The sequence below is a fragment of the Comamonas sp. BIGb0124 genome, from assembly GCF_003752175.1.
Lineage (GTDB): Bacteria > Pseudomonadota > Gammaproteobacteria > Burkholderiales > Burkholderiaceae_C > Comamonas_F.
Genome location: NZ_RJVF01000011.1, coordinates 181,511 through 205,379, shown reverse-complemented (window position 1 = coordinate 205,379; position 23,869 = coordinate 181,511). Strand labels below are relative to the sequence as shown.

Sequence of the window (23,869 nt, the reverse complement as noted above, 5' to 3'; positions counted from 1 at the left end):
TCGATCTGTTCCGAATCGGGGAGATCAGGGCGATGGCGCCGTTGCGATGTTTTACATTAACTCACGCTTGTGGACTGCTTCATGCCTGTACGGTTCGCTCTTGTACGCTATGTTTTTGGGAATTTCTGGTGTTGGCACTTTTGAGGTGCACGCCAGTCATAATCCCTCTGAACGTTCATGTCCGTCAGTCCTTCCCAGCCCACCAGGCGCCTGCGCGGCGCCTCTTTTCTGGCCAGCACCGCCTGGTGGCTGGCCGTGGCGGCATGGCTGTTCCTGGTCGTGACCTGGGTGGCTTTGCATGGGGTGATTGTGCCCCGTATCGAAAAACTGCGCCCGTGGGTGGAAGAGCAGGCCAGCGAGCGGTTGGGACTGCCGGTGCGCATCGGCCAACTGTCAGCCCGCGCCGACAGCTGGCGTCACCTGCCGACCATCGAGATGGGCGACATCCGCATCCGAGATGCCGAGGGCCGAGAGACCCTGAGCGTGTCGCGGGTGCAGGCGACGCTGTCGCCGCGTTCCTTGTGGCGGCTGGGCTTCGAGCAACTCGTCGTCGACCGGCTTCGGCTCGACGCGGTGCGGCGTGCAGACGGGCGCTTCGAGATCGCGGGCGTCCTGCTCGACCGCTCGGACGATGGCGGCAGCCTGGGCCGCGACTGGTTTTTCTCGCAGCGCGACGTGATCGTGCGCGACGGCGCCGTGAACTGGCGCGACGAGCGGCCGCCGGCCACCGGCGGGCAGCCGCGCGCGCCGGCCACCGTCGAGGGGATCGCGCTGGTGGTGCGCAACCATGGCTTGCGGCACGACGTCCGGCTCGATGCGCGCCTGCCCGAAGGCTGGGGCGGCCGACTGCATGCCGCCGCACAGATGCGCCAGCCGCTGCTGAGCCTGCATCGCGGACGCTGGGAGGACTGGCAGGGCGAGCTGTTTGCGGAGGTCGACCGGGTCGACTTCGGCCAGTTGGCGCCTTATCTGGCCGATTGGCCGGGTCCGATGCGGCTCGACGCCGGCACGGGTCGCGTGCGGATGTGGTCCCGGCTGGACCATGCGGCGCTCGACAACGCCACGCTGGATGTGGATTTGCGCGATGTGGTGGCGCGGCGAGTGCCGGGCGGCGCGGTCGTCGCTTCCGCGCCCGAGGCGGCCGCGCTGCCGCTGGCATTGGCCGAACTGAGCGGACGGCTGTCGTGGCGTGACCTGCCGCGCGGTTTTGCCGTGGAAACGCAGGATCTGGCTTTCCGGCTGGCCGACGGCCCGCGCTGGCCGGGTGGCAATGCCAGCGTGCGCTACCAGGCGGCCGGAAGCCTGGCACCCGAACAAGGCCGTGTCACGGGCCGGCAACTGGATCTGGCTGCGCTGGCACAGGTGGCCGAGCGCCTGCCGCTGGACGAGGCCGTGCGCCAGCGCATCGCCGCGCTGGCGCCGCAAGGGCTGGTGCGGGAACTCGAGGCGCAATGGAGCGGCAGGCTGGGGCCGTCTTCGCGGGATGGGTCGCAGGAGCAGGTTCTTCGGCGCAACGCTGCGCCCGCGGCGACCGGCGAATCCCCATGGGAGCAGATGAATTGGCAACTGCATGCGGCGGTCGAGGGTCTGGCCCTGGCTCCCGGGCAACCGCGGCCGCGCAGCCAGGCCCCGGTGCGGACCGGAGGGACCGGCGCCGGTTCGGTCGATTCGTCGGGCAAGCGGGCGATCGAGCGGCCCCTGCCGGGCCGTCCCGGGATCCGGGGCGCGGATGCGGTGCTGGATCTGAACCAGGACGGCGGCACGGCCCGTGTGGCCGTGCGCCAGGGGGAACTGGTGTTCCCCGGGGTCTTCGAGCAGCCGGCGATGCCGATGGACACATTGGACGCACAGGTGCGTTGGCGGCGGGTCGGTGCGGAGCACAGCGTGGAGGTGTCGGACCTGCAGTTTGCGAATGCCGATGCGGCGGGTTTTGCCACGGGAACCTGGCGAACCGGAGGGACGGCCGACGACCGGCTGCCCGGCCACCTGACGCTCAAGGGTGAACTGATGCGGGCCAACGGCACGCGGGTGCACCGCTATCTGCCGGTGGCCATCCCCGAGCTGACGCGGCACTATGTGCGGGATGCCGTGCGGGGCGGCCGTGCGACCCGGACCACGTTTGCCGTGGACAGCGGGCTGGATCATTTCCCGCCGCGCAATGCGCAGGAGGGGGTGTTTCGCATCGTGGCCGATCTGGACGACGTCGATTTCGACTATGTCCCCGAGTCGGTGGCCGAGCGGACCCACCAGCCGGTGCGCTGGCCGGCGTTGGCCGGTCTCGATGCCCAGCTCGTCTTCGACCGCATCGACATGGACGTGCGCGGCGCCCGCGGCCGCTTTGCCGACTTCCCGCAACTGAAGGTCGCCGAGACCTCGGCCCGCATCGCCGGCCTGGGGCAGGCCGAGCCGGTGCTCGAGATCAACGGACGGGTCGGCGGACCGATGGCCCAGGCGCTGGGCTATGTGCAGCATTCCCCGCTGGATGCGCTGGCGGGTGGTGCCTTTGCCCGCAGCCAGGCCACCGGCGATGCAGCGATCCAGCTGGCGCTGCGCATTCCGCTGCACGACGCGAGCGCGACCACGGTGGTGGGCACGACACAGATACAGCAGGCCGATCTGCGGCTGACGCCGGAAGCCCCGGTGCTGGCTCAGACGCAGGCCCGCGTGGACTTCACCGAGCATGGATTCAAGGTCAGCAATGCCCGTACACGCCTGCTGGGCGGCGAACTGCAGTTCAGTGGACAGGGCGAGCAGGAGGGGCGGCCCGAGGCCGGTGCGGGTGCCGGTGACATCGCCGCCGGGCGTGCGCCGGGGCAGGCGGCCGATCCCGCGCCGTCGGCACCGCGCCGGCGTCTGGCCGTGCAGTTCGAAGGCCAGGGCACGGTGACCGCCGACGGCCTGGTGCATGCACACGAGCTGCCCTTGCTGGCCCAGATCGGCAGCCAGCTCGAAGGCCAGACGCGCTACAGCGCACGGTTGACTTCTGCAGGCGGGCAGTTGCAGGCACGGTTCGATTCGGACCTGCAGGGCCTGGCGTCGAGCTTGCCGGCGCCGTTTGCCAAGACGGCCGAAACGGCCCTGCCGGTGCGTTTCGAAGCGAGCCCGACCGGGACGCAGCAAGATCGCGTGGCGTTCCAGCTCGGCGAGCGGATCAAGGCCGTTTTCGAACGGGATCTGTCGGCCAGCTATCCGAGGGTGCGGCGGGGCGCGATCCAGATCGACGAGCATCAGGCCCCCGAGGCCGTGCTGCCGGTCTCGGGCGTCGATCTGGGGCTCAAGCTCGACACGGTGGATGTCAGCGCCTGGCAGGCCCTGCTGACGGCGCCCGGAGCGGACGACGATGCGTCGCCCGGCGCCTTGCCCAGCACGGCGGCCGGCATGGCGAGTGCCGCTCTGCGTGCCCATGCGGCGGCCGGGCCTGCCGACGGTGAGGGTCGTGGGCGGTCCGAGGCTCAGGACGGCAACCCGCAGTCTGCCCATGCCGCGGCGCTGGCCAGTTTCCTGCCGACGCGGATCGACGTGCAGGCACGCGAACTGCGATTTGCGAACCGCTCGATTCACAACCTGCGTGCGAGCGGCACGCACCGGCAGGGCACGTGGTCGGCGGATGTGTCGGCCGACGAGGTCCAAGGACAGTTGCGCTACAGCCAGGGTGCCGGCGACCAGCCGGGCCAGTTGTTCGCTCGGCTGGACCGGCTGGTGCTCGACCGTGCGGCCCGTCCGCCGGCGCGGGGGACGGGCCGTTCGGCCGATGCGCTCGACGAGCTGCTGGACCGCGAGACCCGCGTGTTGCCCGGACTCGACATCGAGGTGGGTGCGCTGCGCCTGTCCGGCCTGGATCTGGGCCGTCTGCGGGTGCGGGCGAGCAACCTCGACCCCGGCGAGGCCGCCGGCACCGGCAGCCGGACGCGGGTCTGGCGGCTCGATACGCTGACGCTGTCGGTGCCCGAGGCCACGCTCAGCGCCACCGGCCAGTGGCGATTGACGGATGGTCGCGAGGCCGCCGGCGACGCTGCGGGCGAGGACGCGGTGCGGCAGACACGCCTCGATTTCCACCTCGAAACGCACGATGCCGGCCAGCTGCTGGGCCGCTTCGGTTATGCCGACCTGTTCCGGCATGGCGAAGGCAGCCTCAGGGGACATGTCGACTGGAAGGGGTCGCCGCTGGCGCTCGACCTGGCCAGCCTCGATGGCGCACTGGCGCTGGACATGCGCCGCGGCCAGTTTCTCAAGGCCGATCCGGGACCCGCCCGCCTGCTGGGCGTGCTGAGCCTGCAGGCGCTGCCGCGGCGGCTGGTGCTGGATTTCCGGGATGCGTTCTCGGAGGGTTTTGCATTCGATTTTCTGCGGGGCGACGTGCGCATCGACCAGGGCAAGGCCGTGACCAACAACCTGCAGATGAAGGGGGTCAGCGCCGCCGTGCTGATGGAGGGACAGGCCGACCTGGTGCGTGAGACTCAGGATCTGAGGGTGGTGGTGGTGCCGGAGCTCAATACGACCTCGATGGCATTGATCGCCACGGCCATCAATCCGGTCGTCGGGCTGGGCACCTTCATTGCGCAACTGGTGCTCAGGCGTCCGCTGCTGCAGTCGGTGACGCGCACCTTCCACATCCATGGCAGCTGGACCGATCCGCAGATCGAGGCGGTGCAAAATGCACCCGGTACGCCTTCTGCCGAACCGCGTTCCCAGCCGGCCCCGCCGGCGGACGATGCGACCCGGTTTCCCGAACCCGAGATTCAACGATGAAATGCGCAGCCATCCAGATGGTGAGCAGCCCGGATGTGGCTGAGAACGTGCAGACTGCGGCCCGGCTGGTGCGGGACGCCGCCGCCCAGGGCGTGGAGCTGGCGGTGCTGCCCGAGTACTTCTGCCTGCTGGGGCGCAAGGACACCGACAAGCTGGACATCCAGGAAAACCCGGGCCATGGGCCCATCCAGGAGGCGCTGGCCGCCATGGCCCGCGACAACGGACTGTGGCTGGTCGGCGGCACGCTGCCCCTGTCCACGGGCGTGGATGACCGGGTCTACAACAGCACGCTGGTGTTCGATCCGCAGGGCCGCTGCACGGCCCGCTACGACAAGATGCATCTGTTCCGTTTTGCCCGCGGCGACGAGAGCTACGACGAGAGCCGGGTCTTGCGGCGCGGCGAGCAGCCGGTGGTGGCCCCGGTCACCGACCGGACGGGCCGTGTCTGGCGGCTGGGGCTGAGCATCTGTTACGACGTTCGTTTCCCCGAGCTGTACCGCTCGGCCGAGGCCGACATCTGGGTGGTGCCCAGCGCCTTCACGGTCACCACCGGCCAGGCGCATTGGGCGTTGCTGCTGCGTGCGCGCGCGGTCGAGAACCTGGCCTGGGTGATTGCAGCCGCGCAAGGCGGCCTGCATGGCAATGGCCGCCAGACCTGGGGCCACAGCATGGTGGTCGATCCGTGGGGTGCCATCGTGGCCGAACGGGACAGCGGCGAGGCCGTGGTGGCGGCCGAGCTGGATGCCGAGCGGCAGGCGCAACTGCGGCTGCAGCTGCCGGCGCTGACCCACCGGGTGCTGCGGCCGTGAAACCGGATGCGGTGGCCGCGGTGGCGCGCGGGGCAGCGGGTTTCCTGACCACCGATGTGCGCAAGTGGCTGTGGCCCATCCTGCTGTGTCTGGTGGGCGCGGTGCTGGGCACGCTGATCTGGCTGGCCAGCATCTACGAGACCTCGCAGGTGCAGGATCAGGTCGAACGCAACACGGCCGTGGCGGGGCTGGACATCCGGCAGGGGCTCAATCGCAACGTGCAGAGCCTGCAGGCGCTGCAGGCCGGGCCCATGGACGAGTCGACCTGGTCCTTTCTGGCGGCGACCCTGCTCTACGAGCGCCGCGAGCTGCTGCGGGTGCGCTGGCTCGATGCCGATTTCCGGCTGCATGCCCAGGCCCTGTCGCCGTACGAGGCCGTGCCGGGCGATCCGATGGCCGTCCCGGGGCGTGACCTGCAGATCAGGCTGGCCTGCTCGCTGGCCGCCCAGACCGGGGTGGCGACCTACTCGGGCAGTTATTTCCAGACCGGTACCACCGGCTCGGGCATCGGGCAGGAACTGGTGGACGTCTGTCAGGCCGTGCGGCATGGCGCGCAGCTGGCGGGTTTCCAGGTCGGAACCTACAGCCTCAAGGGCCTGCTGGCCGAGCTCGTGGCCAAGCCGGTGCAGCGCACGCACGAGCTCTCGTTCACCGATGCCGACGGCGCGCGGCTGGCCGTGCTCAATGCGCCGCTGAGGCGCAGCAGCCGGGCGTTCTCGTCCATGCAGGTGATCGATCTGCCGGGCACCAGCCTGACGCTCAAGCTGATGTTCTGGCATGCCGCACCCGGCGTGTTTCCCAATGTGCTGACGGCGCTGGTGACCTTCATGACGATCGCCCTCGTGACCGTCATGATCCTGCTGGCCAAGGACATGCGGCGGCGCCAGCGCGCGGAGCAGGAAGTGGCCGATGCGCTGGCGTTCCGCAATGCGATGGAGAGTTCGCTGGTGACCGGGCTGCGCGCCCGTGATCTGGGTGGGCGCATCTCGTATGTCAACCCGGCCTTCTGCGAGATGGTGGATTTTTCTGCCGAGGAACTGCTGGGCACCTCGATGCCCGCGCCGTACTGGCCGCCCGAAAGCATCGAACAGTACCTGCAGCGGCAGGCCTTGCTGCACGGCGCCGACCGGCTGCCGCCGCGCACGGGTTACGAGTCGGTCTTCATGCGGCGCGACGGCACGCGCTTTCCCGTGCTGATTTTCGAAGCCCCGCTGGTCGACGCCGTGGGCAAGCAGACCGGCTGGATGAGCGCGGTCATCGACGTCAGCGAACAGCGGCGCGTGGAGGAAATGTCGCGCGCCAGCCTCGAACGGCTGCAGGCCAGCGCGCGGCTGGCGACGGTGGGCGAGATGGCATCGCTGATCAGCCACGAGGTCAACCAGCCGCTGGCGGCGATCGCCAGCTATGCATCGGGCTCGCTCAATCTGCTGGCCCAGGAAGACGGGGCACGGACGAACGCCTCGCCCGCCACGGTCCTGCTGCGCAGTGCCGTGCAGCAGATCGCCGCGCAGGCCGAACGGGCGGGCAAGGTGATCACCTCGGTCCGCGACTTCGTGCAGCGCCGCCACCAGGCGCACGAGTGGGTGCCGCCTCAGCAGTTCCAGCCGGCGATCGAGCCGCTGCTGTCGCTGCAGGCGCGCAAGGTGGGGGTCTCGCTGGTCTGGCAGATCGAGCCCGGGCTGCCGCCGGTGCTGTGCGATCGCATCATGATCGAGCAGGTGCTGCTCAACCTGGCACGCAACGGCATCCAGTCGATGGAGCATTCGCCGCGGCACGATCGGCGGCTGGTGATCCGCGTGGCGCGCCAGTCGCCGGCCGGCGCGGCAACGGCCCACGGCGAGGGTGCACCGGCCGTTCTGCGGTCGGCGCCCGCCAAGGCGCACGGCATCGGGGGCGGGCAGAGCCGTGCTCCGTCGGCTCCGCGTGCGAACCGGCTGGTGTTCTCGGTGATCGATCGCGGCAGCGGTATCCCGGCCGAGCTGCACGATCGCCTGTTCACGCATTTCTTCTCGACCAAACGCGAAGGCATGGGCCTGGGTCTGAGTCTGTGCCGTACCGTGGTCGAGCAGCACGGAGGAGAATTGAGCTTCGAGCCCAACGGCCCATGCGGTACCATTTTCCGCTTCACGCTGCCGCTGGTGCCGCAGGCCGTGCCTCCGGCCGAAACGCCGCGAGACGACGCCACCGCCCCGGCCCGTGCCCAGCCTATCGAATCGAGTTCCGTGCCATGAGTTTCTCCCGAATTGCAGCCGTCCATATCGTCGACGACGACGCCAGCGTGCGCGACGCGCTGGGCTGGCTGCTGAACACCCGCCACCTGCTGGCCGAAGGTTATGCCTGTGCCGAAGACTTCCTGCGGGTGGTCGACGGCGAGCCCGCCGACTTCCTGCCGGCCGTGCCCTGCTGCCTGCTGCTGGATGTGCGCATGCCGCCGGGCATGAGCGGCCTGGCCCTGTTCGAGATCCTGCGCGAGCGTTCGCTGCTGCAGGTCATGCCGGTGATTTTCCTGAGCGGGCATGCCGATGTGTCGATGGCGGTCGATGCCGTCAAGCGCGGCGCCTTCGATTTCTGCGAAAAGCCGTTTTCCGACAACGCACTGGTCGATCGCATCGAGCTCGCGCTGCGGCAAAGCGAGCTGGCGCTGCAGCAGCTGCGCCAGGCACAGGACATCCGCACGCTGATCAACAACGAACTGACGGAGCGCGAGCGCAGCGTCATGCACCTGGTGGTGCAGGGCCTGTCGAACAAACAGGTCGCCGATCAGCTCGACATCAGCGTGCGCACGGTGGAAGTGCATCGCTCGCGGGTGTTCGAGAAGATGAGCGTGAAGTCGGCGGTGGAGCTCGCCAACCTGCTGCACCAGCACAGCCCGCAGCCGGCCGCCTGAAGGCGGGCCGGGCTGCGTCCCCCGGATCAGGCCGCGGGAGCGGTCGCCGGAAAGGCCGCGATCACCTGCGCCACGGCTGCCGTCAGCTTCTTGGCGTAGGGCACGTGCAGGAACTCGTTGGGGCCATGGGCATTGCTCTTGGGGCCGAGCACGCCGCACACCATCATCTGGGCCGTCGGGAAGCCTTGCGACAGCAGGTTCATGAGCGGAATGGTGCCGCCTTGGCCGATGTAGCCGCAGGGCGAGCCGAAATGGGCGAGCGAGGCGGTGTCGAGGGCCTGCCGGAACCAGTCGGCGGTGTCGGGCGCGTTCCAGCCGGTGGCGGCGCCGCCGGGCTGGAAGGTCACGCGGGCCTGGTAGGGGGCGTTGTCCTCGAGCAGGGTCTTGAGCTCCTGCACGGCCTGGGCCGCGTCGACCAGGGGCGGCAGGCGCAGCGAGAGCTTGAAGGCGGTGTAGGGCCGCAGAACGTTGCCGGCGTTGTTGAATTCCGGAAATCCATCGGCACCGGTCACGCTCAGGGTCGGCACCCAGGTGCGGCGCAGCAGCGCCTCGACGGGGTCGGTGGTGGTCGGCAGGGCGACGGTGGTCGAGCCGCCGCAGTCGTAGTGGGCCCAGGGGAAACGTTTGTAGAGCTCTTCGCCCAGGATGCCGGCGGTGATCTGGGCTTGCGCCAGGCGTTCGGCCGGCACTTCGCAATGGAAGTTGGGCGGCAGCAGGCGGCCGGTGGCGCTGTCTTCCAGGCGGTCGAGCACATGGCGCAGGATACGGAACGACGAGGGCACCAGGCCGGAGGCGTCGCCCGAGTGCACGCCTTCGGTCAGCACTTCGACCTTGAGCGTGCCGCTGGCCATGCCGCGCAGGCTGGTGGTCAGCCACAGCTGGTCGTAGTTGCCGGCACCCGAATCCAGACAGATCACCAGGCCGACGTCGCCCAGGCGCGTGCGCAGGGCGTCGACGTAGGGGAGCAGGTCGTAGGAGCCGCTTTCCTCGCAGGTCTCGATCAGGCCCACGATGCGCGGATGGGGCACGTTCTGGCTCTTGAGGGCCTGCACGGCGGCGATGCTGGCGTAGACGGCATAACCGTCGTCGGCGCCGCCCCGGCCGTAGAGGCGGCCGTCCTCGTATTTGGGGGTCCAGGGGCCGAGGTCGCTGCGCCAGCCGGTGAATTCGGGCTGCTTGTCGAGGTGTCCGTACATCAGCACGGTCTGGCTGCCGGCGGCGACGGACTGGGTGGCCGCCACTTCGAAGAACAGCACGGGCGTACGGCCGGGCAGGCGCACGATCTCGAACTGCAGCCCCGGCACCTTCTGGGCCGCGATCCAGTCGGCGGCGTTGCGCACCACGGTGTCGAGCAGGCCCTTGGCCTGCCAGTCGGCCTCGAAACCCGGCGACTTGGCGGGGATGGCGATGTAGTCGGTGACCTGGCGGACGATGTCGCGGTCCCATTGCGCGCTGACTTGCTGCAGCGCGAGCGTGTTGTCTAGAACGGGAGTGGGGATACGGGCATTCATGGGGGCGCTCCTGGCTGAACCCGTATTGTGCCCCTGCAGGCGGGGCCTTGCAGCGCCTCTCGCGCCCCCATGGACGGGGGCCGGCGCGGGCGGCCGGCGGTCGGTTTGGCCGGGCGATGAAAAATATTTTCCGCGGCGTGCATCCAGATGCGCCTCTGGTGGGTAGTACCTGTGCAGGACTTGTGTTTCCTGCCACCGCGAGCGTCGTCGTCTGTCCCATCCCAAGGGATGGCCGGTGCGACGCCCGATCCATCCAGCCCCTGCGTAGGAGAATGATCATGACCCGTACCCGCCTTTCCGTATCGAGCCGTCCCGCCCTGCTGGGCTCCGTCGTCCTGGGCTCGCTGGCCCTGGCTGCGTGCACCAGCACGCCCCTGGGCAGCAACCAGGGCTCGGCCGCCACCCAGAACGCCACGCCCATGGTGACGGCCGAGCAGCCGCTCAACCCGTACGCCAAGACCGTGGTCGAGAGCGAAGCCAAGGCCAGGGGCGGCCAGCCCATGGCGATGTTCTCGCAGGCCAGCCTGCCGGCCGCCATCCAGGTGCCCGCGGGCAATCGCGTGGCCTGGGAAACCGTGGGCGTCGGCGAAATCACCTACGAATGCCGCGACAAGGCCAACATGCCCGGCCAGACCGAGTGGTTCTTTGTCGGCCCCAAGGCCACGCTCAACGATCGCATGGGTAAGGCCGTGGGCCGCTACTGGGGTCCTCCCGCCACCTGGGCCGCCCTCGACGGCTCGCAGGTGACGGCCACCCAGCTCGCCACCGCACCGGCCGGCGCAGGCAACCTGCCCTATCAGCTGGTCCAGGCCAACCCGGCCATGGGCGCGGGCGCGATGACCGGCGTGACCTACATCCAGCGTGTGGCGCTCAAGGGCGGCGTGGCACCCGCCACGGCGTGTACGGCGGCCAACAAGGGCGCGCGCCAGATCGTGCCTTACCAAGCCGACTACATCTTCTGGAAGGCCGCCTGATCCAGCGCCTGGCAGGCTTCGCCGGTTCGGGCGAGGGCGGGGCCCGAACCGGGGATCCGCCTGTGCCCGAGCCTGGAAACTCTGCGGTAACATGGCCGCACTCCAGGCTGTCCCAGGCGGCCCCGGAGGACCGACGGCCCGCGTGCCGCCCTTCCACCCGAACCTCGCCGCCCATGCAGTCCTTGCCTCCCGAGCCCGCGTTCGATGCTGCCGCCGATACCGATGTACCCGACTACGAAGCCTTGCTTGCCGCCTGCGCGCGAGGCGACCATGCGGCGCTGAAACGGCTGTACGAGCTCGAGAGCCCCCGGCTGCTCGGCATGGTGCGCCGCATCGTGCGGGACAACGGCCTGGCCGAGGATCTGCTGCACGATGCGTTCGTGAAGATCTGGACGGGTGCCGCGAGCTTCGATGCCGGCCGCGGGTCGGCGCGGGGCTGGATGTACAGCCTCACCCGCCACCTGGCGCTGAATGCCGTGCGCGACCGCGATGCGCACGAGCAGCCGCTGGCCGACGAGGGCGCAGCCGAAGCCGTGGATGGCCAGGCCGCGCTCGAAGCCTGGCGCGACACGCAGGACAATTTCGCCTGGCAGGACAGTGGCGGCCGCGTCGTGCATTGCCTGGAACAACTCGAACCCGTGCGCCGCAACTGTGTGCTGCACGCCTATGTGGACGGACTCAGCCACGCGCAGATCGCCATCCGGCTGGGTGCGCCGCTGGGCACCGTCAAAGCCTGGATCAAACGCAGCCTGCTGGCCCTTCGGGAGTGCATGGCATGAACCCGACCATGAATAGCCCCCATCGCCCCGACGACGAACTGGCCCTGCTGGCCGGTGAATACGTGCTGGGCACCCTGTCGGCGGCGCAGCGCCGCGCCGTCGAGCAGCGCCTGACGCACGACACCGCCTTGAGCCAGGCCGTCGCGCAGTGGGAAGAACGCCTGTTGCCGCTGCAGGCACTGAACGCCCCCCATGCACCGCACCGGCAGGTGTGGCCACGCATCGAGGCCACGCTGGGCCTGCAGGAGGCCCCTGCTGCCGCTGCGCCGGCCGTTGCCCGTCCACGCCCAAAAGCGGTGTCGCCACGCGGCGCGTGGTGGGACAGCCTGAGGCTGTGGCGTGGCCTGTCGGCCGGCGGTTTTGCCGCGGCGGCCGTGCTGGCGGCGGTGCTGGTGACACGCCCCGTGCCGGACGCGGCCGAACCGAAATTCCTGGTGGTGCTGGTGGCGCCCCAGGACAAGGCGCCGGGCTGGGTGGTGCAGGCCTCGACGCGCGAGACCCACCGGCCGCAGCAGGTCACGCTGATTCCCCTGGCTGCCGCCGTGGTGCCGCAGGACAAGAGCCTGCAGTTCTGGACCAAGGCCGACGGCTGGAGTGCACCGGTCTCGCTGGGCCTGGTGCAGCCGGGTCAGCGCCTGCAGATCCCGCTCGAGAGCCTGCCGCCGCTGCAGCCCAACCAGTTGTTCGAACTCACGCTCGAACCGGCTGCCGGCTCGCCGACGGGCCTGCCCACCGGGCCGATCCAGGCGATCGGCCGTGCAGTCGAGGTGTTGTAGGGATCAGGCGAGGACGCCGGCAGAAGACCGGCCGCCCCGAGGGGCCGAGCCGTTCAGTCCAGTTCGGGCACTTCGTCGAGTGCCAGGGCCTGTTCCACGATGGTGCGGGTGAGCGGCGGCGCAAACGACGTGATGAAGTCGTAGACGTAGCCACGCAGGAAGGCACCCCGGCGCACGGCCAGGCGCGTCAGGTTGATGCCGAAGAGCTGGCCGGCTTCGATCGCACGCAGGTTGAGGTCGCGTTCCGCTTCGTAGGCGATCGAGGCCACGATGCCCACGCCCAGCCCCAGTTCCACATAGGTCTTGATCACGTCGGCATCCATGGCCGACAGCACGATGTTGGGCTCCAGCCCATGCTGGCGGAAGGCTTCGTCGATGTGCGAGCGGCCGGTGAAGCCGTTGTCGTAGGTGATCAGCGGATGGGCGGCCAGCGCCTCGATCGTCAGCGGCTGGGACAGCAGCGGGTGACCGGCCGGCACCACCACCGAGTGGGTCCAGCGGTAGCAGGGCAGTGCCAGCAGCTCGCTGTACTGGGCCAGGGCCTCGGTGGCGATGCCGACGTCGGCTTCGCCGTCGATCAGCATCTGCGCGATCTGTTTGGGAGAGCCCTGGTGCAGCTGCAGCGTGACCTGCGGGTACTGCAGGCGGAACTCCTGCACGGCGGTCGGCAATGCGTAGCGGGCCTGCGAGTGGGTGGCGGCGATGGACAGGCTGCCCATCTCCTGCGCCACGAACTCCTGGCCGGCCTTGCGCAGGTTGTGGCTGTCCAGCAGGATGCGTTCGATGATGGGCAGCACCTGTGTGCCGGGCGCGGTCAGCCCGGTCAGGCGTTTGCCGGCGCGCACGAAGAGCTCGATGCCGAGCTCGTCCTCGAGCTCGCGGATCTGACGGCTGACGCCGGGCTGCGACGTATGCAGCGCTTGCGCCACATCCGTGAGGTTGAAGTGGCAGCGGACGGCTTCTCGGACGGAGCGGAGTTGTTGGAAATTCATGACCAAATCCTGTGCGGGGCCGCCCGGCGACGGGCATCGCGGGCCGGGCTGGACGCAGGGTGGTGATTCTGTCCAACAATCGTTATTTCAAAAACGACTTATTATTAATTTCTATATATAGCTTAATTATAAATAAGCTCAGGCGGCCTTGGCCGGCCGGGGCGGCAGCACCGCCATGGTGATGCGAGACACACACACCAGCTCGCCGCCTTCGCCCACGATCTCGATGCTCCAGACCTGTGTGGTGCGGCCGATGTGCACCGGGCGGGTGGTGCCCGTGACCCAGCCGGTCCGGGCCGAGCGCACATGGTTGGCGTTGATGTCCAGGCCCACCACATGATGGCCGGGCGCCGCGGCACCCATGGCCCCGCACGAGCCCAGCGTCTCCGCCAGCAGCACCGAGGCGCCGCCATGCAGCAGGCCCATGGGCTGGTGGGTGCGAGCGTCCACAGGCATGCGCGCACTGATGAAGTCAGCGCCCACTTCTGTGAATTCAATGCCCAGATGGGCAATGGCAGTGTTGGCGGCCAGCGCGTTGAGCGCCTCGACCGTGACGGGTTTTTGCCAGAGGGACATGGATGGACCTGTTGTTGCGGGCTTGCGGATGACCATTATGCGAAGGCCGGCCGGACGGGCTGTCTCCGATCCGACGCAGGGGGCAGGGTACCCGCCGCGTTCGCGGCGACCGCCTGCCCGGCGGGATGCCCCGTCTCTGGCGGCGGCCTCAGCGCTTGTTGCGGCCGAGCAGCGCGTACAGGAAGATGGCGCCGAAGGTCGCGGTCCCGATGCCGCCGAGCGCGAAGTCGCCGAAGCGCAGCGTGAACTCGCCCGTGCCCAGGATCAGCGTGATGGCGGCGACCAGCAGGTTGCGGTTGTCCGAGAAGTCGACCCGGTTGTCGACCCAGATCTTGGCGCCGGCGACGGCGATCAGGCCGAACACCACGATCGAGACCCCGCCCATCACCGGCAGCGGGATGGCCTGGATGACGGCGCCGAACTTGGGCGAGAAGCCCAGCAGTACGGCGATCACCGCGGCCACCACAAAGATCGCGGTCGAGTAGATGCGGGTGGCCGCCATGACGCCGATGTTTTCGGCATAGGTGGTCACGCCCGTGCCGCCGGCGCTGCCGCTGACCACGGTGGCGATGCCGTCGCCGATGAAGGCGCGGCCCATGTACTGGTCGAGGTTGCGGCCGGTCATGGCGGTCACGGCCTTGATGTGGCCCAGGTTCTCGGCCACCAGGATGATGACCACCGGCACGATGAGCAGCGCCGCATGGGCGGTGAAGACCGGCGTCTGGAAGGTCGGCAGGCCCAGCCAGGGCGCGGCCAGGATGCCGCTGGCATCGATGGGTTTGCCCAGTCCCAGGCCGTTGGTCAGCACGGCGTAGATCAGGCTGGCTGCGATCAGGCCGATCAGGATCAGCAGACGCTGCAGCATGCCGCGCGTGAACACCGCCACCATGGCCACGCTGACGAAGGTGACGACCTGCATCCAGGCGTCGAAGTTGTTGGCGGCCATGTTCTTGATCGGAATGCCCGCCAGATTCAGGCCGATCACCGCGACCACCGCCCCGGTGACCACCGGCGGCATGAAGCGTTCGATCCAGCCGGTGCCCACCACCTGCACCACCAGGCCGATGGCGATGTAGGCCAGGCCGCACAGCACGATGCCGCCCAGCGCGATGGCGATGTTGGCATTGGGGCCCGGTCCGGCATAGGCGGTCGCGCCGATCACCACGCCGATGAAGGCGAAGCTGGAGCCCAGGTAGCTGGGCACCTTGCCGCCGGTGACCAGGAAAAAGATCAGCGTGCCGATGCCGCTCATCAGCACCGCGATGTTGGGATCGAAGCCCATGAGGATGGGCGCGAGGATGGTCGAGCCGAACATCGCGATCACATGTTGCACGCCCATGGCCGTGGTTTGGCCCCACGGCAGCCGCTCGTCCGGTGCAATCACCGAGCCGTCGGCGGACTTCTCCGTCCAGTTGAACATCCCCATTGTCAGCACTCCAGAAATTTAAGTGGCGCAATGCTAAGGGGTGCACCAGGGTGGGGCAAGGTTGGCGCACGGGCAGGACTGCCGGCCGGCCTGCGGGCGTTGCGCGGGCGGTACAGCAGACGAGCCACGGGCGATCGGCGATGCGGCTCGCTGGGCAGGAAAAGCCCGCACGGCCGCAGGCGCCACCCGGGCACCGTCGCGTCGGCGGCGGTGCGGCCGTGCGGCCGATCCGATCCGTCCGTCTTGAGGAAAGGGAATATCTGGGTGCGCAAGCATCGTTTGCTTCACGAGGGCCATGGGCCTAGCATGCGGACCAGACTTCGATTCTTTTTACCCGAACATCCGACGGAGACCTCTGCCATGGCACGCCAAGCCCGCTTCGACTGGGCCGATCCCTTTTTGCTGGAAAGCCAGCTCGACGCCGACGAACGCCAGATCCGCGACGCGGCCGCGGCCTATTGCCAGGACCGCCTGGCCCCTCGTGTGCTCGAGGCCTTTCGCCATGAACGCATGGACACCGGCATCTTTCGCGAGATGGGCGAGATCGGTCTGCTGGGTCCGACCATTCCGGAACAGTATGGCGGCCCCGGACTGAGCTACGTGGCCTACGGCCTGATCGCGCGCGAGATCGAACGGGTGGACTCGGGCTACCGCTCGATGGCCAGCGTGCAGAGTTCGCTGGTGATGGTGCCGATCCACGCGTTCGGCACCGAGGCGCAGAAACAGAAGTACCTGCCGCGGCTGGCCAGCGGCGAATGGATCGGTTGTTTCGGCCTGACCGAACCCGACCACGGCTCCGATCCCGGCAGCATGGCCACGCGGGCCTACAAGGTGGACGGCGGCTACCGGCTCAAGGGCAGCAAGATGTGGATCACCAACAGCCCGGTGGCCGACGTGTTCGTGGTCTGGGCCAAGGAGGTCAGCGCAGGCGGGGCGGTCGGACCGATCCGCGGCTTCGTGCTCGACAAGGGCATGAAGGGGCTGAGCGCCCCGGCCATCCACGGCAAGGTGGGACTGCGGGCATCCGTGACGGGCGAGATCGTGCTCGACGATGTGTGGGTGCCCGAGGAGCAGGCCTTTCCCGAGGTGCAGGGCCTCAAGGGACCGTTCACCTGCCTCAACAGCGCGCGCTACGGCATCGCCTGGGGAGCGCTGGGCGCGGCCGAGTTCTGCTGGCACACGGCACGCCAGTACACGCTCGACCGCCAGCAGTTCGGCCGTCCGCTGGCCGCCAACCAGCTGGTGCAGAAAAAGCTCGCCGACATGCAGACCGAGATCGCGCTGGGCCTGCAGGGCTGCCTGCGGCTGGGCCGCATGAAGGACGAGGGCACGGCGGCGGTGGAGATCACCTCGCTGCTCAAGCGCAACTCCTGCGGCAAGGCGCTCGACGTCGCGCGGCTGGCGCGCGACATGATGGGCGGCAACGGCATCAGCGACGAGTTCGGCGTGGCGCGGCATCTGGTCAACCTCGAAGTGGTCAACACCTACGAGGGCACCCACGACGTGCATGCGCTGATCCTCGGCCGTGCGCAGACCGGCATCGCGGCCTTTGCGAACTGACCGGCCGGCAGGCAAGGGCATGGACACCGCATCGTTCGGGGGGACCGCCGGCAGCGGCGGTCCGTCGTCGCCGACTGCCGCAGGCGCGCTGTCGCACATCCGGGTGCTGGACTTGTCGCGCATCCTGGCCGGCCCGTGGTGCACGCAGATCCTGGCCGATCTGGGCGCCGACGTGATCAAGGTCGAGCGGCCCGGACAGGGCGACGACACCCGGACCTGGGGCCCGCCCTTCGTGCAGGATGCGCAGGGCGCCGATTCGGCGCAATCCAGCTACTACACGGCCTGCAACCGCAACAAGCGCGCCGTGGCCATCGACATCGCACAGCCCGAGGGGCAGGCGCTGGTGCGGCAACTGGCCGCGCGCAGCGATGTGGTGGTCGAGAACTTCAAGGTCGGCGGCCTGCAGCGCTACGGACTGGACTACGACAGCCTGTCCGCGCTGAACCCGGGCCTGGTCTATTGCTCGATCACGGGTTTCGGGCAGACCGGACCCTATGCCGCACGCGCGGGCTACGACCTCATGATCCAGGCCATGAGCGGCATGATGAGCATCACCGGCCGCGCCGATCGGGAGGCGGGCGGCGGACCGCTCAAGGTGGGGGTGGCGGTGATCGATCTGTTCACGGGGACCTATGCCTCGAGTGCCATCCTGGCCGCGCTCGAGGCGCGCCGGGCGAGCGGCCGGGGCCAGCACATCGACATGGCGCTGCTCGACGTGGGCATGGCGGTGCTCGCCAACCAGGCGGCGGCTTTCCTCAACACCGGCGAGACCCCGCAGCGCATGGGCAACGTGCACCCCAGCCTGGCCCCTTACGAGGACTTTCCCACGGCCGATGGCGCCATGCTGCTGGCCATCGGCAACGACGGCCAGTTCGCCCGGTTCTGCATGGCGGCCGACCGGCCCGGACTGGCCGCCGATGCGCGTTTCCTGACCAACACGCTGCGGGTGCGCCACCGCGCGGTTCTGCTGCCGCTGCTGCAGGCCGTGACGCGCGAGCGCACCACGGCCGACTGGATCGCGCTGCTGGAGACCTGCGCCGTGCCGTGCGGCCCCATCAACGACATCGGCCAGGCCTTTGCCGATGCGCAGGTCCAGGCCCGCGAACTGGCCGTGACGCAGACCCGCGCGGACGGACTGGCCATCCGCAGCGTGGCCAGTCCGATTCGGCTGTCGGCCACGCCGCCGGTGCTGCGCCACGCCCCGCCCGCGCTGGGCGAACACACCGCGCAGGTGCTGGACGAGCTGGGTGTGGACGGTGCCGCACAGGCCGCCTGGCGGGCGCGCGGCGTGATTGCCTGAAACGGCAAGACGCACCCCGCTAACGCGTCGGTACTTGCCGGCTGATGCGCCGTGGCGACAGGCCGGCGGGCGTTGGCCGGATTCGGCATGTCGGCCGACAGGCGGCGATTTGCGGCTCGCGCACCATGGCATCGTCGGCCGTCCTCTGGGACGACAGCCCCGACCGGCGCAGAGCGGTTGCCCATGATGGCGTCTGCTGCATCGCACCATGCACAAGTTGCATGGGCCCAGCCGTGCCGATCCGGGGCTTTCGCGCACATGATGGCGACCGTCGAAAGCGACGATCCCCGTCCTTCGTTTTCCTTCGGTACACCATGCCCGCCAAGACCCCCGCCTCCAAACCCCTGTCTTTTGCCAGCACCGACGCCCACAGCGCCTGGGCCATCTACCTCGCACAGATCGACCGTGTCGTGCCCTACCTCGGCCACCTGGCCAAGTGGGTGGATTCGCTCAAGCGGCCGAAGCGTTCGCTGATCGTCGACGTGCCCGTCGAGATGGACGACGGCAGCATCCGGCATTTCGAGGGGTTCCGTGTCCAGCACAACCTCTCGCGCGGTCCGGGCAAGGGCGGCATTCGTTTCCATCCCGATGTCAGCCTCGACGAAGTCATGGCACTGTCGGCCTGGATGACCATCAAGACTGCGGCCGTGGGCCTGCCGTTCGGCGGCGCCAAAGGCGGTGTCCGGGTCGATCCGTCCGAACTGTCGACCAAGGAACTCGAGCGGCTGACGCGCCGCTACACCAGCGAGATCGGCATCATCATCGGCCCGCAGCGCGACATTCCCGCGCCCGACGTCAACACCAACGGCCAGATCATGGCCTGGATGATGGACACCTATTCGATGAACACCGGCCACACCTCCACCGGCGTGGTCACCGGCAAGCCCGTGCATCTGGGCGGCTCGCTCGGACGCGTCAAGGCCACGGGCCGCGGCGTGTACGTGACCGGCTGCGAAGCGGCCAAGCGCATCGGCCTCGAGCTCAAGGGCGCACGCGTGGCGGTTCAGGGCCTGGGCAATGTGGGCGGCACCGCCGCCGAGCTGTTCGCGAGTGCGGGCAGCCTGGTGGTGGCCGTGCAGGACCACACAGGCACCGTGGTGGCGCCCGAGGGCTTCGACATCGTCGAGGCGCTGGCCATCGTCAAGCGCGAAGGCGGCATCGCCTCATACGCCAAGAAGAAGGGCGCCCAACTGATCGACAACGAGAAGTTCTGGGACGTCGAGACCGACATCCTCATCCCGGCCGCGCTGGAAGGCCAGATCAATGCCGAGCGCGCCAAGCGCATCAAGGCCAAGCTGGTGCTCGAAGGCGCCAACGGCCCGACGCTGCCCGAGGCCGACGACGTGTTCGAGAAACGCGACATCCTGGTCGTGCCCGACGTGATCTGCAATGCCGGCGGCGTGACGGTGAGCTACTTCGAGTGGGTGCAGGATTTCAACAGCTTCTACTGGACCGAAGACGAGATCAACGTGCGGCTCGACAAGATCATGCGCGATGCGCTCGAGCACATCTGGACCACCGCCAGCCAGCACAAGATCGGCCTGCGCACGGCGACCTTCGCTGTGGCGTGCGAACGCATCCTGATGGCCCGCGCGGAACGGGGCATCTACCCCTGATCCCCTGCGGCATGCGGCTGGGCCCGGCGCGTCGGCCGGTCAGGCCGCGCCCAGCTTGCGCGAGAGTTCGGCGGCCTGCCGCTTGAGTTCACGCGCGATGCCGCCGTCCCAGCCGGCATCGAAGGTGCCGATGGGGCCGACGGCCGTGATGCCCAGCACGATGGCGCCGGTGGCATCGAACACCGGCACCGCCATGGCGTTGATGCCGCTGACCAGGCCCTCGGCCGAGCGGCTGATGCCTTGCGTACAGACTTCGTCGAGCTGCCGCTCGAAGCCGGCCCATGACGGCGCGCGCGCGCGCACCGGTGCCCCCGGCTCCTTCAATGCCGCGCGGCCACGTTCGGCGGCGCGTTCTTCCTCGAACAGTTCCTTGACCCGCTTGCGCTCGAGATAGGCCGCGAACAGCCGGCCTGTCGCCGTGGCCGTGAGCGAAAACACCGTGCCGTGCCGCATGCTGGCGAACAGCACCGCCGGCGACTCCTCCACACGCACGATGGTGGGGCCGCGGCCGCTCCAGACCGACAGCGCCGTGGTCTGCCCGAGCCGCAGCGCCAAGGGCGCCAGTGCGGGCGTGGCCACGTGCACGGGGCTGGCCTGCTGCAGGCTGATGAGCCCCATCTGCAGCGCCAGCGGCCCCAAGCGGTAGCGACCGCTGACCGCCTCCTGCTCCACCAGCCCCATGCGGCCATAGCTCACCAGATAGGGATGGGCCTTGGCAGCCGCCATGCGGGCTTCCTGCGCCAGTTCCTTGAGCGCCATCGGGCGGCCATGCTCGGCCAGCGCACGCAGCAGCTGTCCGCCGACCTCCACGCTCTGGATGCCGCGGCGCTCGTCCGTTGGCGTGCGGCCCTTGCGGGCCTGACGCGCCGCCGGCGCGTCGTCGTCGGCTCCGGTGGACCGGACCTCGTTGTCGTTCATGGTTTACCCGCGATTGCAAGGAAAAGCGGGCTGTCCCTCGTGGACAGCCGCGAATCCGAATACTAATATGCGCATCATTCGTCATTGACTAATCGATTAGTCCAAAACAAATTCCGAATCGAACAGGACCGCGCCGTGAACACCAAGACATTCGCTTCCCATGCCGATCTGGCGGACAAGAAGACCCGTTTCGAGCAACTCAGCGCCCATGCCTGGGCCTACACCGCCGAAGGCGATCCCAACACCGGTGTGTTCATCGGCGACGATGCCGTGATGGTGGTCGACACCCTGGCCACGCCCGCCATGGCGCAGGATCTGATCCGCCACATCCGCGGCGTGACCGACAAGCCCATCAAGTACGTGCTGCTGTCGCATTACCACGCCGTGCGGGTGCTGGGTGCCTCGGCCTATGTGCAGGAGGGCGCGCAGCAGATCATTGCCAGCCGCGACACCTACGACCTGATCGTCGAGCGCGGCGAGCAGGACAAGGCCAGCGAGATCGGGCGTTTTCCGCGGCTGTTCCGGGCCGTCGAGTCGGTGCCGGATGGCCTGACCTGGCCCACGCTGACTTTCGAGGGCCGCATGAGCCTGTGGCTGGGCAGTGTGGAGGTGACCGTCGCGCAGATCGGCCGTGGCCACACCAAGGGCGACACCATCGCCTACATCGAGGACGAAAAAGTCTGCTTTGCCGGCGACCTGGTCGAGTTCGAGAGCACGGCGTATGCCGGCGACTGCTATTTCCGGGATTGGCCGGCCACGCTCGACCGTCTGGCGGCCCTCGCATTTCACAAGCTCGTGCCCGGCCGCGGCGACGCCTTGCAGACGCCCGAGACGGTGTCGCAGGCGATCGCCGGCACGCGGGCCTTCGTCAGCGATGTCTACACCCTGGTCAACAACGGCGTGGCACGTGGACTGGACCTCAAGGCCATCTACCAGGAGACCTATGCCGCGCTCAAGCCGCGTTACGGCCACTGGGTGATCTTCGACCATTGCATGCCCTTCGATGTGACCCGGGCCTATGACGAGGCGACGGGACACGAGCACCCGCGCATCTGGACGGCCGAGCGCGACCGGCAGATGTGGCAGGCGCTCGAGGGCTGAAGGCCCCGTGCCGACCGCACGCGAACCGCGCACCCAACAACGACAAGACAACCGCAGGAGACTTTGCCATGCATGTGCGTGACCTGAGCGAGCTGGGCCCGGAGGCCGACTTCCAGGGCGTGACGTTCGACCCGCAGCCGGCGGCCGATCACGGCCTCGAGCCGCCCGCCTGCCACGACGTGGTGGTGGTGGGCGCGGGGCCGGTCGGACTGTCGCTGGCCATCGACCTGGCGCAGCAGGGGCTGCACGTGGTGGTGCTGGACGACGACAACCGGCTGTCGTCGGGCTCGCGTGCCATCTGTTTTGCCAAGCGCACGCTGGAGGTGTTCGACCGGCTGGGCTGCGCCGAGCCCATGGTGGCCAAGGGCGTGTCGTGGCAGACGGGCCGTGTCTTTCTGGGCGACGCGCCGCTCTACCAGTTCGACCTGCTGCCCGAATCCGGCCACGAGCGTCCGGCCTTCATCAATCTGCAGCAGTACCACGTCGAGGGGCAGCTCGCCGCGCGTGCCGGGCAGTTGCCGCAGATCGACATCCGCTGGCGCAACCGGGTGTGCGGCATCGAACAGGATGCGGACGGCGTGCTGCTCTCCATCGAGACGCCCGATGGGCCCTATCGCCTGCGTGCCGGCTACGTGGCGGCCTGCGACGGCTCGCGCTCGGCCGTGCGCGAACTGATGGGGCTGGAGAGCAAGGGGCAGGTGTTCCGCGACCGCTTCCTCATCGCCGACGTGCGCATGGAAGCGGACTTTCCCGCCGAGCGCTGGTTCTGGTTCGACCCGCCTTTCCATCCGGGGCAGAGCGTGCTGCTCCACAAGCAGGCCGACCACGTCTGGCGCATCGATTTCCAGCTGGGCTGGGATGCCGATCCCGAGCGCGAGAAACAGCCCGAGCACATCCTGCCGCGGGTTCAGGCGTTGCTGGGCCGCGATGCACGTTTTGAACTGGTCTGGGCCAGCGTCTACACCTTCGGCTGCCGCCGCATGGCGGGTTTCCGGCAGGGACGTGTGCTGTTCGCGGGAGATGCGGCGCACGGGGTGTCGCCCTTCGGTGCGCGGGGTGCGAACTCGGGCGTGCAGGACGCGGACAACCTGGGCTGGAAGCTGGCCGCCGTGCTGCGCGGCGAGGCGCCCGATGCGCTGCTCGACAGCTATGGGGAAGAGCGCGAGCGCGCGGCCGACGAGAACATCCTGCACTCGACGCGGGCCACCGATTTCATCACGCCCAAGAGCGCCGTGAGCCGCCTGTTCCGCGATGCCGTGCTGCATCTGGCACGCGACCACGGTTTTGCGCGCGAGCTGGTCAACAGCGGGCGGCTGTCGCGGCCCACCTCGCTGTCGGGCTGCGCGCTGCTGACCGAAGATGCCCCTCGGGCGGGGCAGCCCGATTTCGCCGGTGCGGCGCTGCGTCCCGGCGATCCCGCGCTGGATGCCCCATTGGCGCAGGCCCCGGGCTGGTTGCTGCGCAGCCTTTCGCGCACCGGATTCACGGCGCTGGTCTTTGCGGGCGATGCGCAGGCCGACCCGGTGGGCCACCGGGCCGTCGAGCAGGTCCTGCAGGCGGCGGGCCTGCTGCAGGCCGCAGGCGGTCTCGCGGTGGTGCGCATCGATGCCCAGGCGGCCCACGCGCTGGCCTGGCGGCGTTACGACGCGCGGCCCGGCACCGTCTACCTGCTGCGGCCCGACCAGCATGTGTGCGCCCGCTGGCGTGCCGCCACCGCGGCCGATGTGCTCGCCGCACAGGCCCGTGCCCTGGCACGCGTGCCCCACGGCCTGCATGCCGCCGGCGTCGCGCCCGATGCGGACGGCGACACCGCCGCCCCGGTCGCCGCCCGGCCCGGTGTGGCCGCAGCCGCCTAGGTGCGCGCGGGCCTTTTCCAGTTTGCCGCCCTGCGCCTT

The 23,869-nt window shown here is 69.0% G+C and carries 17 protein-coding genes; 12 read left to right on the top strand and 5 right to left on the bottom strand.

The window, feature by feature from the left end:
- The first annotated feature begins 177 nt into the window (after positions 1 to 177).
- Genes EC845_RS13525 through EC845_RS13510 form a run of 4 tightly spaced genes read left to right on the top strand, consistent with a single transcriptional unit; the run spans position 178 to position 8,445 of the window.
- Positions 178 to 4,749, top strand: a complete 4,572-nt coding sequence (locus EC845_RS13525) for a YhdP family protein (protein WP_123298632.1) — start codon at positions 178 to 180, stop codon at positions 4,747 to 4,749.
- Complete coding sequence (locus EC845_RS13520; protein ID WP_123298631.1) at positions 4,746 to 5,558, top strand: carbon-nitrogen hydrolase family protein; 813 nt, start codon at positions 4,746 to 4,748, stop codon at positions 5,556 to 5,558. The genes EC845_RS13525 and EC845_RS13520 overlap by 4 nt, the downstream gene beginning before the upstream one ends.
- Entirely contained in the window at positions 5,555 to 7,789 is a 2,235-nt protein-coding gene (locus EC845_RS13515) for a nitrogen regulation protein NR(II) (protein WP_233598061.1), read from the top strand. Before EC845_RS13520 ends, EC845_RS13515 begins: the two co-directional genes overlap by 4 nt.
- Positions 7,786 to 8,445, top strand: coding sequence for a response regulator transcription factor (locus tag EC845_RS13510; protein WP_123298630.1), 660 nt, complete (start codon positions 7,786 to 7,788; stop codon positions 8,443 to 8,445). Before EC845_RS13515 ends, EC845_RS13510 begins: the two co-directional genes overlap by 4 nt.
- 26 nt (positions 8,446 to 8,471) lie before the next feature.
- Here the strand turns inward: EC845_RS13510 and EC845_RS13505 are convergent, their stop codons facing one another.
- A complete protein-coding gene (locus tag EC845_RS13505; RefSeq protein ID WP_123298629.1) occupies positions 8,472 to 9,956 on the bottom strand; it encodes a M20 family metallopeptidase in 1,485 nt (494 codons plus the stop codon).
- A 278-nt stretch (positions 9,957 to 10,234) separates the two neighbouring features.
- On the opposite strand from EC845_RS13505, the gene EC845_RS13500 reads away from it, so the two are divergent.
- From EC845_RS13500 to EC845_RS13490, 3 genes are all read left to right on the top strand, one after another.
- Positions 10,235 to 10,930, top strand: a complete 696-nt coding sequence (locus tag EC845_RS13500) for a DUF3455 domain-containing protein (protein ID WP_233598060.1) — start codon at positions 10,235 to 10,237, stop codon at positions 10,928 to 10,930.
- 173 nt (positions 10,931 to 11,103) lie between these two features.
- The gene (locus tag EC845_RS13495; RefSeq protein ID WP_123298628.1) at positions 11,104 to 11,709 is read left to right on the top strand and encodes a sigma-70 family RNA polymerase sigma factor; all 606 of its coding nucleotides are present in this window, start codon (positions 11,104 to 11,106) and stop codon (positions 11,707 to 11,709) included.
- A gap of 8 nt (positions 11,710 to 11,717) precedes the next feature.
- Positions 11,718 to 12,485: an anti-sigma factor domain-containing protein gene (locus tag EC845_RS13490; protein ID WP_123298627.1), complete on the top strand. Its 768-nt coding sequence runs from the start codon at positions 11,718 to 11,720 to the stop codon at positions 12,483 to 12,485.
- A gap of 53 nt (positions 12,486 to 12,538) precedes the next feature.
- Here EC845_RS13490 and EC845_RS13485 read toward each other — a convergent pair whose 3' ends face one another.
- From EC845_RS13485 to EC845_RS13475, 3 genes are all read right to left on the bottom strand, one after another.
- A complete protein-coding gene (locus EC845_RS13485; RefSeq protein WP_123298626.1) occupies positions 12,539 to 13,477 on the bottom strand; it encodes a CysB family HTH-type transcriptional regulator in 939 nt (312 codons plus the stop codon).
- A gap of 138 nt (positions 13,478 to 13,615) precedes the next feature.
- Positions 13,616 to 14,053 (bottom strand): hotdog fold thioesterase, encoded by a 438-nt coding sequence (locus EC845_RS13480; protein ID WP_123298625.1) that lies wholly within the window; start codon positions 14,051 to 14,053, stop codon positions 13,616 to 13,618.
- A gap of 148 nt (positions 14,054 to 14,201) precedes the next feature.
- Positions 14,202 to 15,479: a solute carrier family 23 protein gene (locus EC845_RS13475; RefSeq protein WP_123298624.1), complete on the bottom strand. Its 1,278-nt coding sequence runs from the start codon at positions 15,477 to 15,479 to the stop codon at positions 14,202 to 14,204.
- A 360-nt stretch (positions 15,480 to 15,839) separates the two neighbouring features.
- Between EC845_RS13475 and EC845_RS13470 the strand changes: the two genes are divergently transcribed.
- From EC845_RS13470 to EC845_RS13460, 3 genes are all read left to right on the top strand, one after another.
- On the top strand, positions 15,840 to 17,039 hold the full coding sequence (locus tag EC845_RS13470; protein ID WP_123298623.1) for an acyl-CoA dehydrogenase: 1,200 nt from the start codon (positions 15,840 to 15,842) through the stop codon (positions 17,037 to 17,039).
- 19 nt (positions 17,040 to 17,058) lie between these two features.
- A complete protein-coding gene (locus EC845_RS13465) occupies positions 17,059 to 18,339 on the top strand; it encodes a CaiB/BaiF CoA-transferase family protein (protein ID WP_123298622.1) in 1,281 nt (426 codons plus the stop codon).
- A 314-nt stretch (positions 18,340 to 18,653) separates the two neighbouring features.
- Complete coding sequence (locus EC845_RS13460; protein ID WP_123298621.1) at positions 18,654 to 19,955, top strand: Glu/Leu/Phe/Val dehydrogenase; 1,302 nt, start codon at positions 18,654 to 18,656, stop codon at positions 19,953 to 19,955.
- Positions 19,956 to 19,994: 39 nt separating this feature from the next.
- On the opposite strand, the gene EC845_RS13455 is transcribed toward EC845_RS13460, so the two are convergent.
- Positions 19,995 to 20,873 (bottom strand): IclR family transcriptional regulator, encoded by an 879-nt coding sequence (locus EC845_RS13455; RefSeq protein ID WP_123298620.1) that lies wholly within the window; start codon positions 20,871 to 20,873, stop codon positions 19,995 to 19,997.
- Between the two features lie 135 nt (positions 20,874 to 21,008).
- Between EC845_RS13455 and EC845_RS13450 the strand changes: the two genes are divergently transcribed.
- Together EC845_RS13450 and EC845_RS13445 are read left to right on the top strand one after the other, a co-directional pair.
- Positions 21,009 to 21,974: an MBL fold metallo-hydrolase gene (locus EC845_RS13450; protein WP_123298619.1), complete on the top strand. Its 966-nt coding sequence runs from the start codon at positions 21,009 to 21,011 to the stop codon at positions 21,972 to 21,974.
- Positions 21,975 to 22,042: 68 nt separating this feature from the next.
- Entirely contained in the window at positions 22,043 to 23,830 is a 1,788-nt protein-coding gene (locus EC845_RS13445; protein ID WP_123298618.1) for an FAD-dependent oxidoreductase, read from the top strand.
- Positions 23,831 to 23,869: the final 39 nt, after the last annotated feature.

Coding starts and splice junctions, on each gene's coding strand:
- EC845_RS13525 (WP_123298632.1), top strand. CDS start 178: ATGTCCGTCAGTCCTTCCCAGCCCACCAGGCGCCTGCGCGGCGCCTCT.
- EC845_RS13520 (WP_123298631.1), top strand. CDS start 4,746: ATGAAATGCGCAGCCATCCAGATGGTGAGCAGCCCGGATGTGGCTGAG.
- EC845_RS13510 (WP_123298630.1), top strand. CDS start 7,786: ATGAGTTTCTCCCGAATTGCAGCCGTCCATATCGTCGACGACGACGCC.
- EC845_RS13505 (WP_123298629.1), bottom strand. CDS start 9,956: ATGAATGCCCGTATCCCCACTCCCGTTCTAGACAACACGCTCGCGCTG.
- EC845_RS13500 (WP_233598060.1), top strand. CDS start 10,235: ATGACCCGTACCCGCCTTTCCGTATCGAGCCGTCCCGCCCTGCTGGGC.
- EC845_RS13495 (WP_123298628.1), top strand. CDS start 11,104: ATGCAGTCCTTGCCTCCCGAGCCCGCGTTCGATGCTGCCGCCGATACC.
- EC845_RS13490 (WP_123298627.1), top strand. CDS start 11,718: ATGAATAGCCCCCATCGCCCCGACGACGAACTGGCCCTGCTGGCCGGT.
- EC845_RS13485 (WP_123298626.1), bottom strand. CDS start 13,477: ATGAATTTCCAACAACTCCGCTCCGTCCGAGAAGCCGTCCGCTGCCAC.
- EC845_RS13480 (WP_123298625.1), bottom strand. CDS start 14,053: ATGTCCCTCTGGCAAAAACCCGTCACGGTCGAGGCGCTCAACGCGCTG.
- EC845_RS13475 (WP_123298624.1), bottom strand. CDS start 15,479: ATGGGGATGTTCAACTGGACGGAGAAGTCCGCCGACGGCTCGGTGATT.
- EC845_RS13470 (WP_123298623.1), top strand. CDS start 15,840: ATGGCACGCCAAGCCCGCTTCGACTGGGCCGATCCCTTTTTGCTGGAA.
- EC845_RS13465 (WP_123298622.1), top strand. CDS start 17,059: ATGGACACCGCATCGTTCGGGGGGACCGCCGGCAGCGGCGGTCCGTCG.
- EC845_RS13460 (WP_123298621.1), top strand. CDS start 18,654: ATGCCCGCCAAGACCCCCGCCTCCAAACCCCTGTCTTTTGCCAGCACC.
- EC845_RS13455 (WP_123298620.1), bottom strand. CDS start 20,873: ATGAACGACAACGAGGTCCGGTCCACCGGAGCCGACGACGACGCGCCG.
- EC845_RS13445 (WP_123298618.1), top strand. CDS start 22,043: ATGCATGTGCGTGACCTGAGCGAGCTGGGCCCGGAGGCCGACTTCCAG.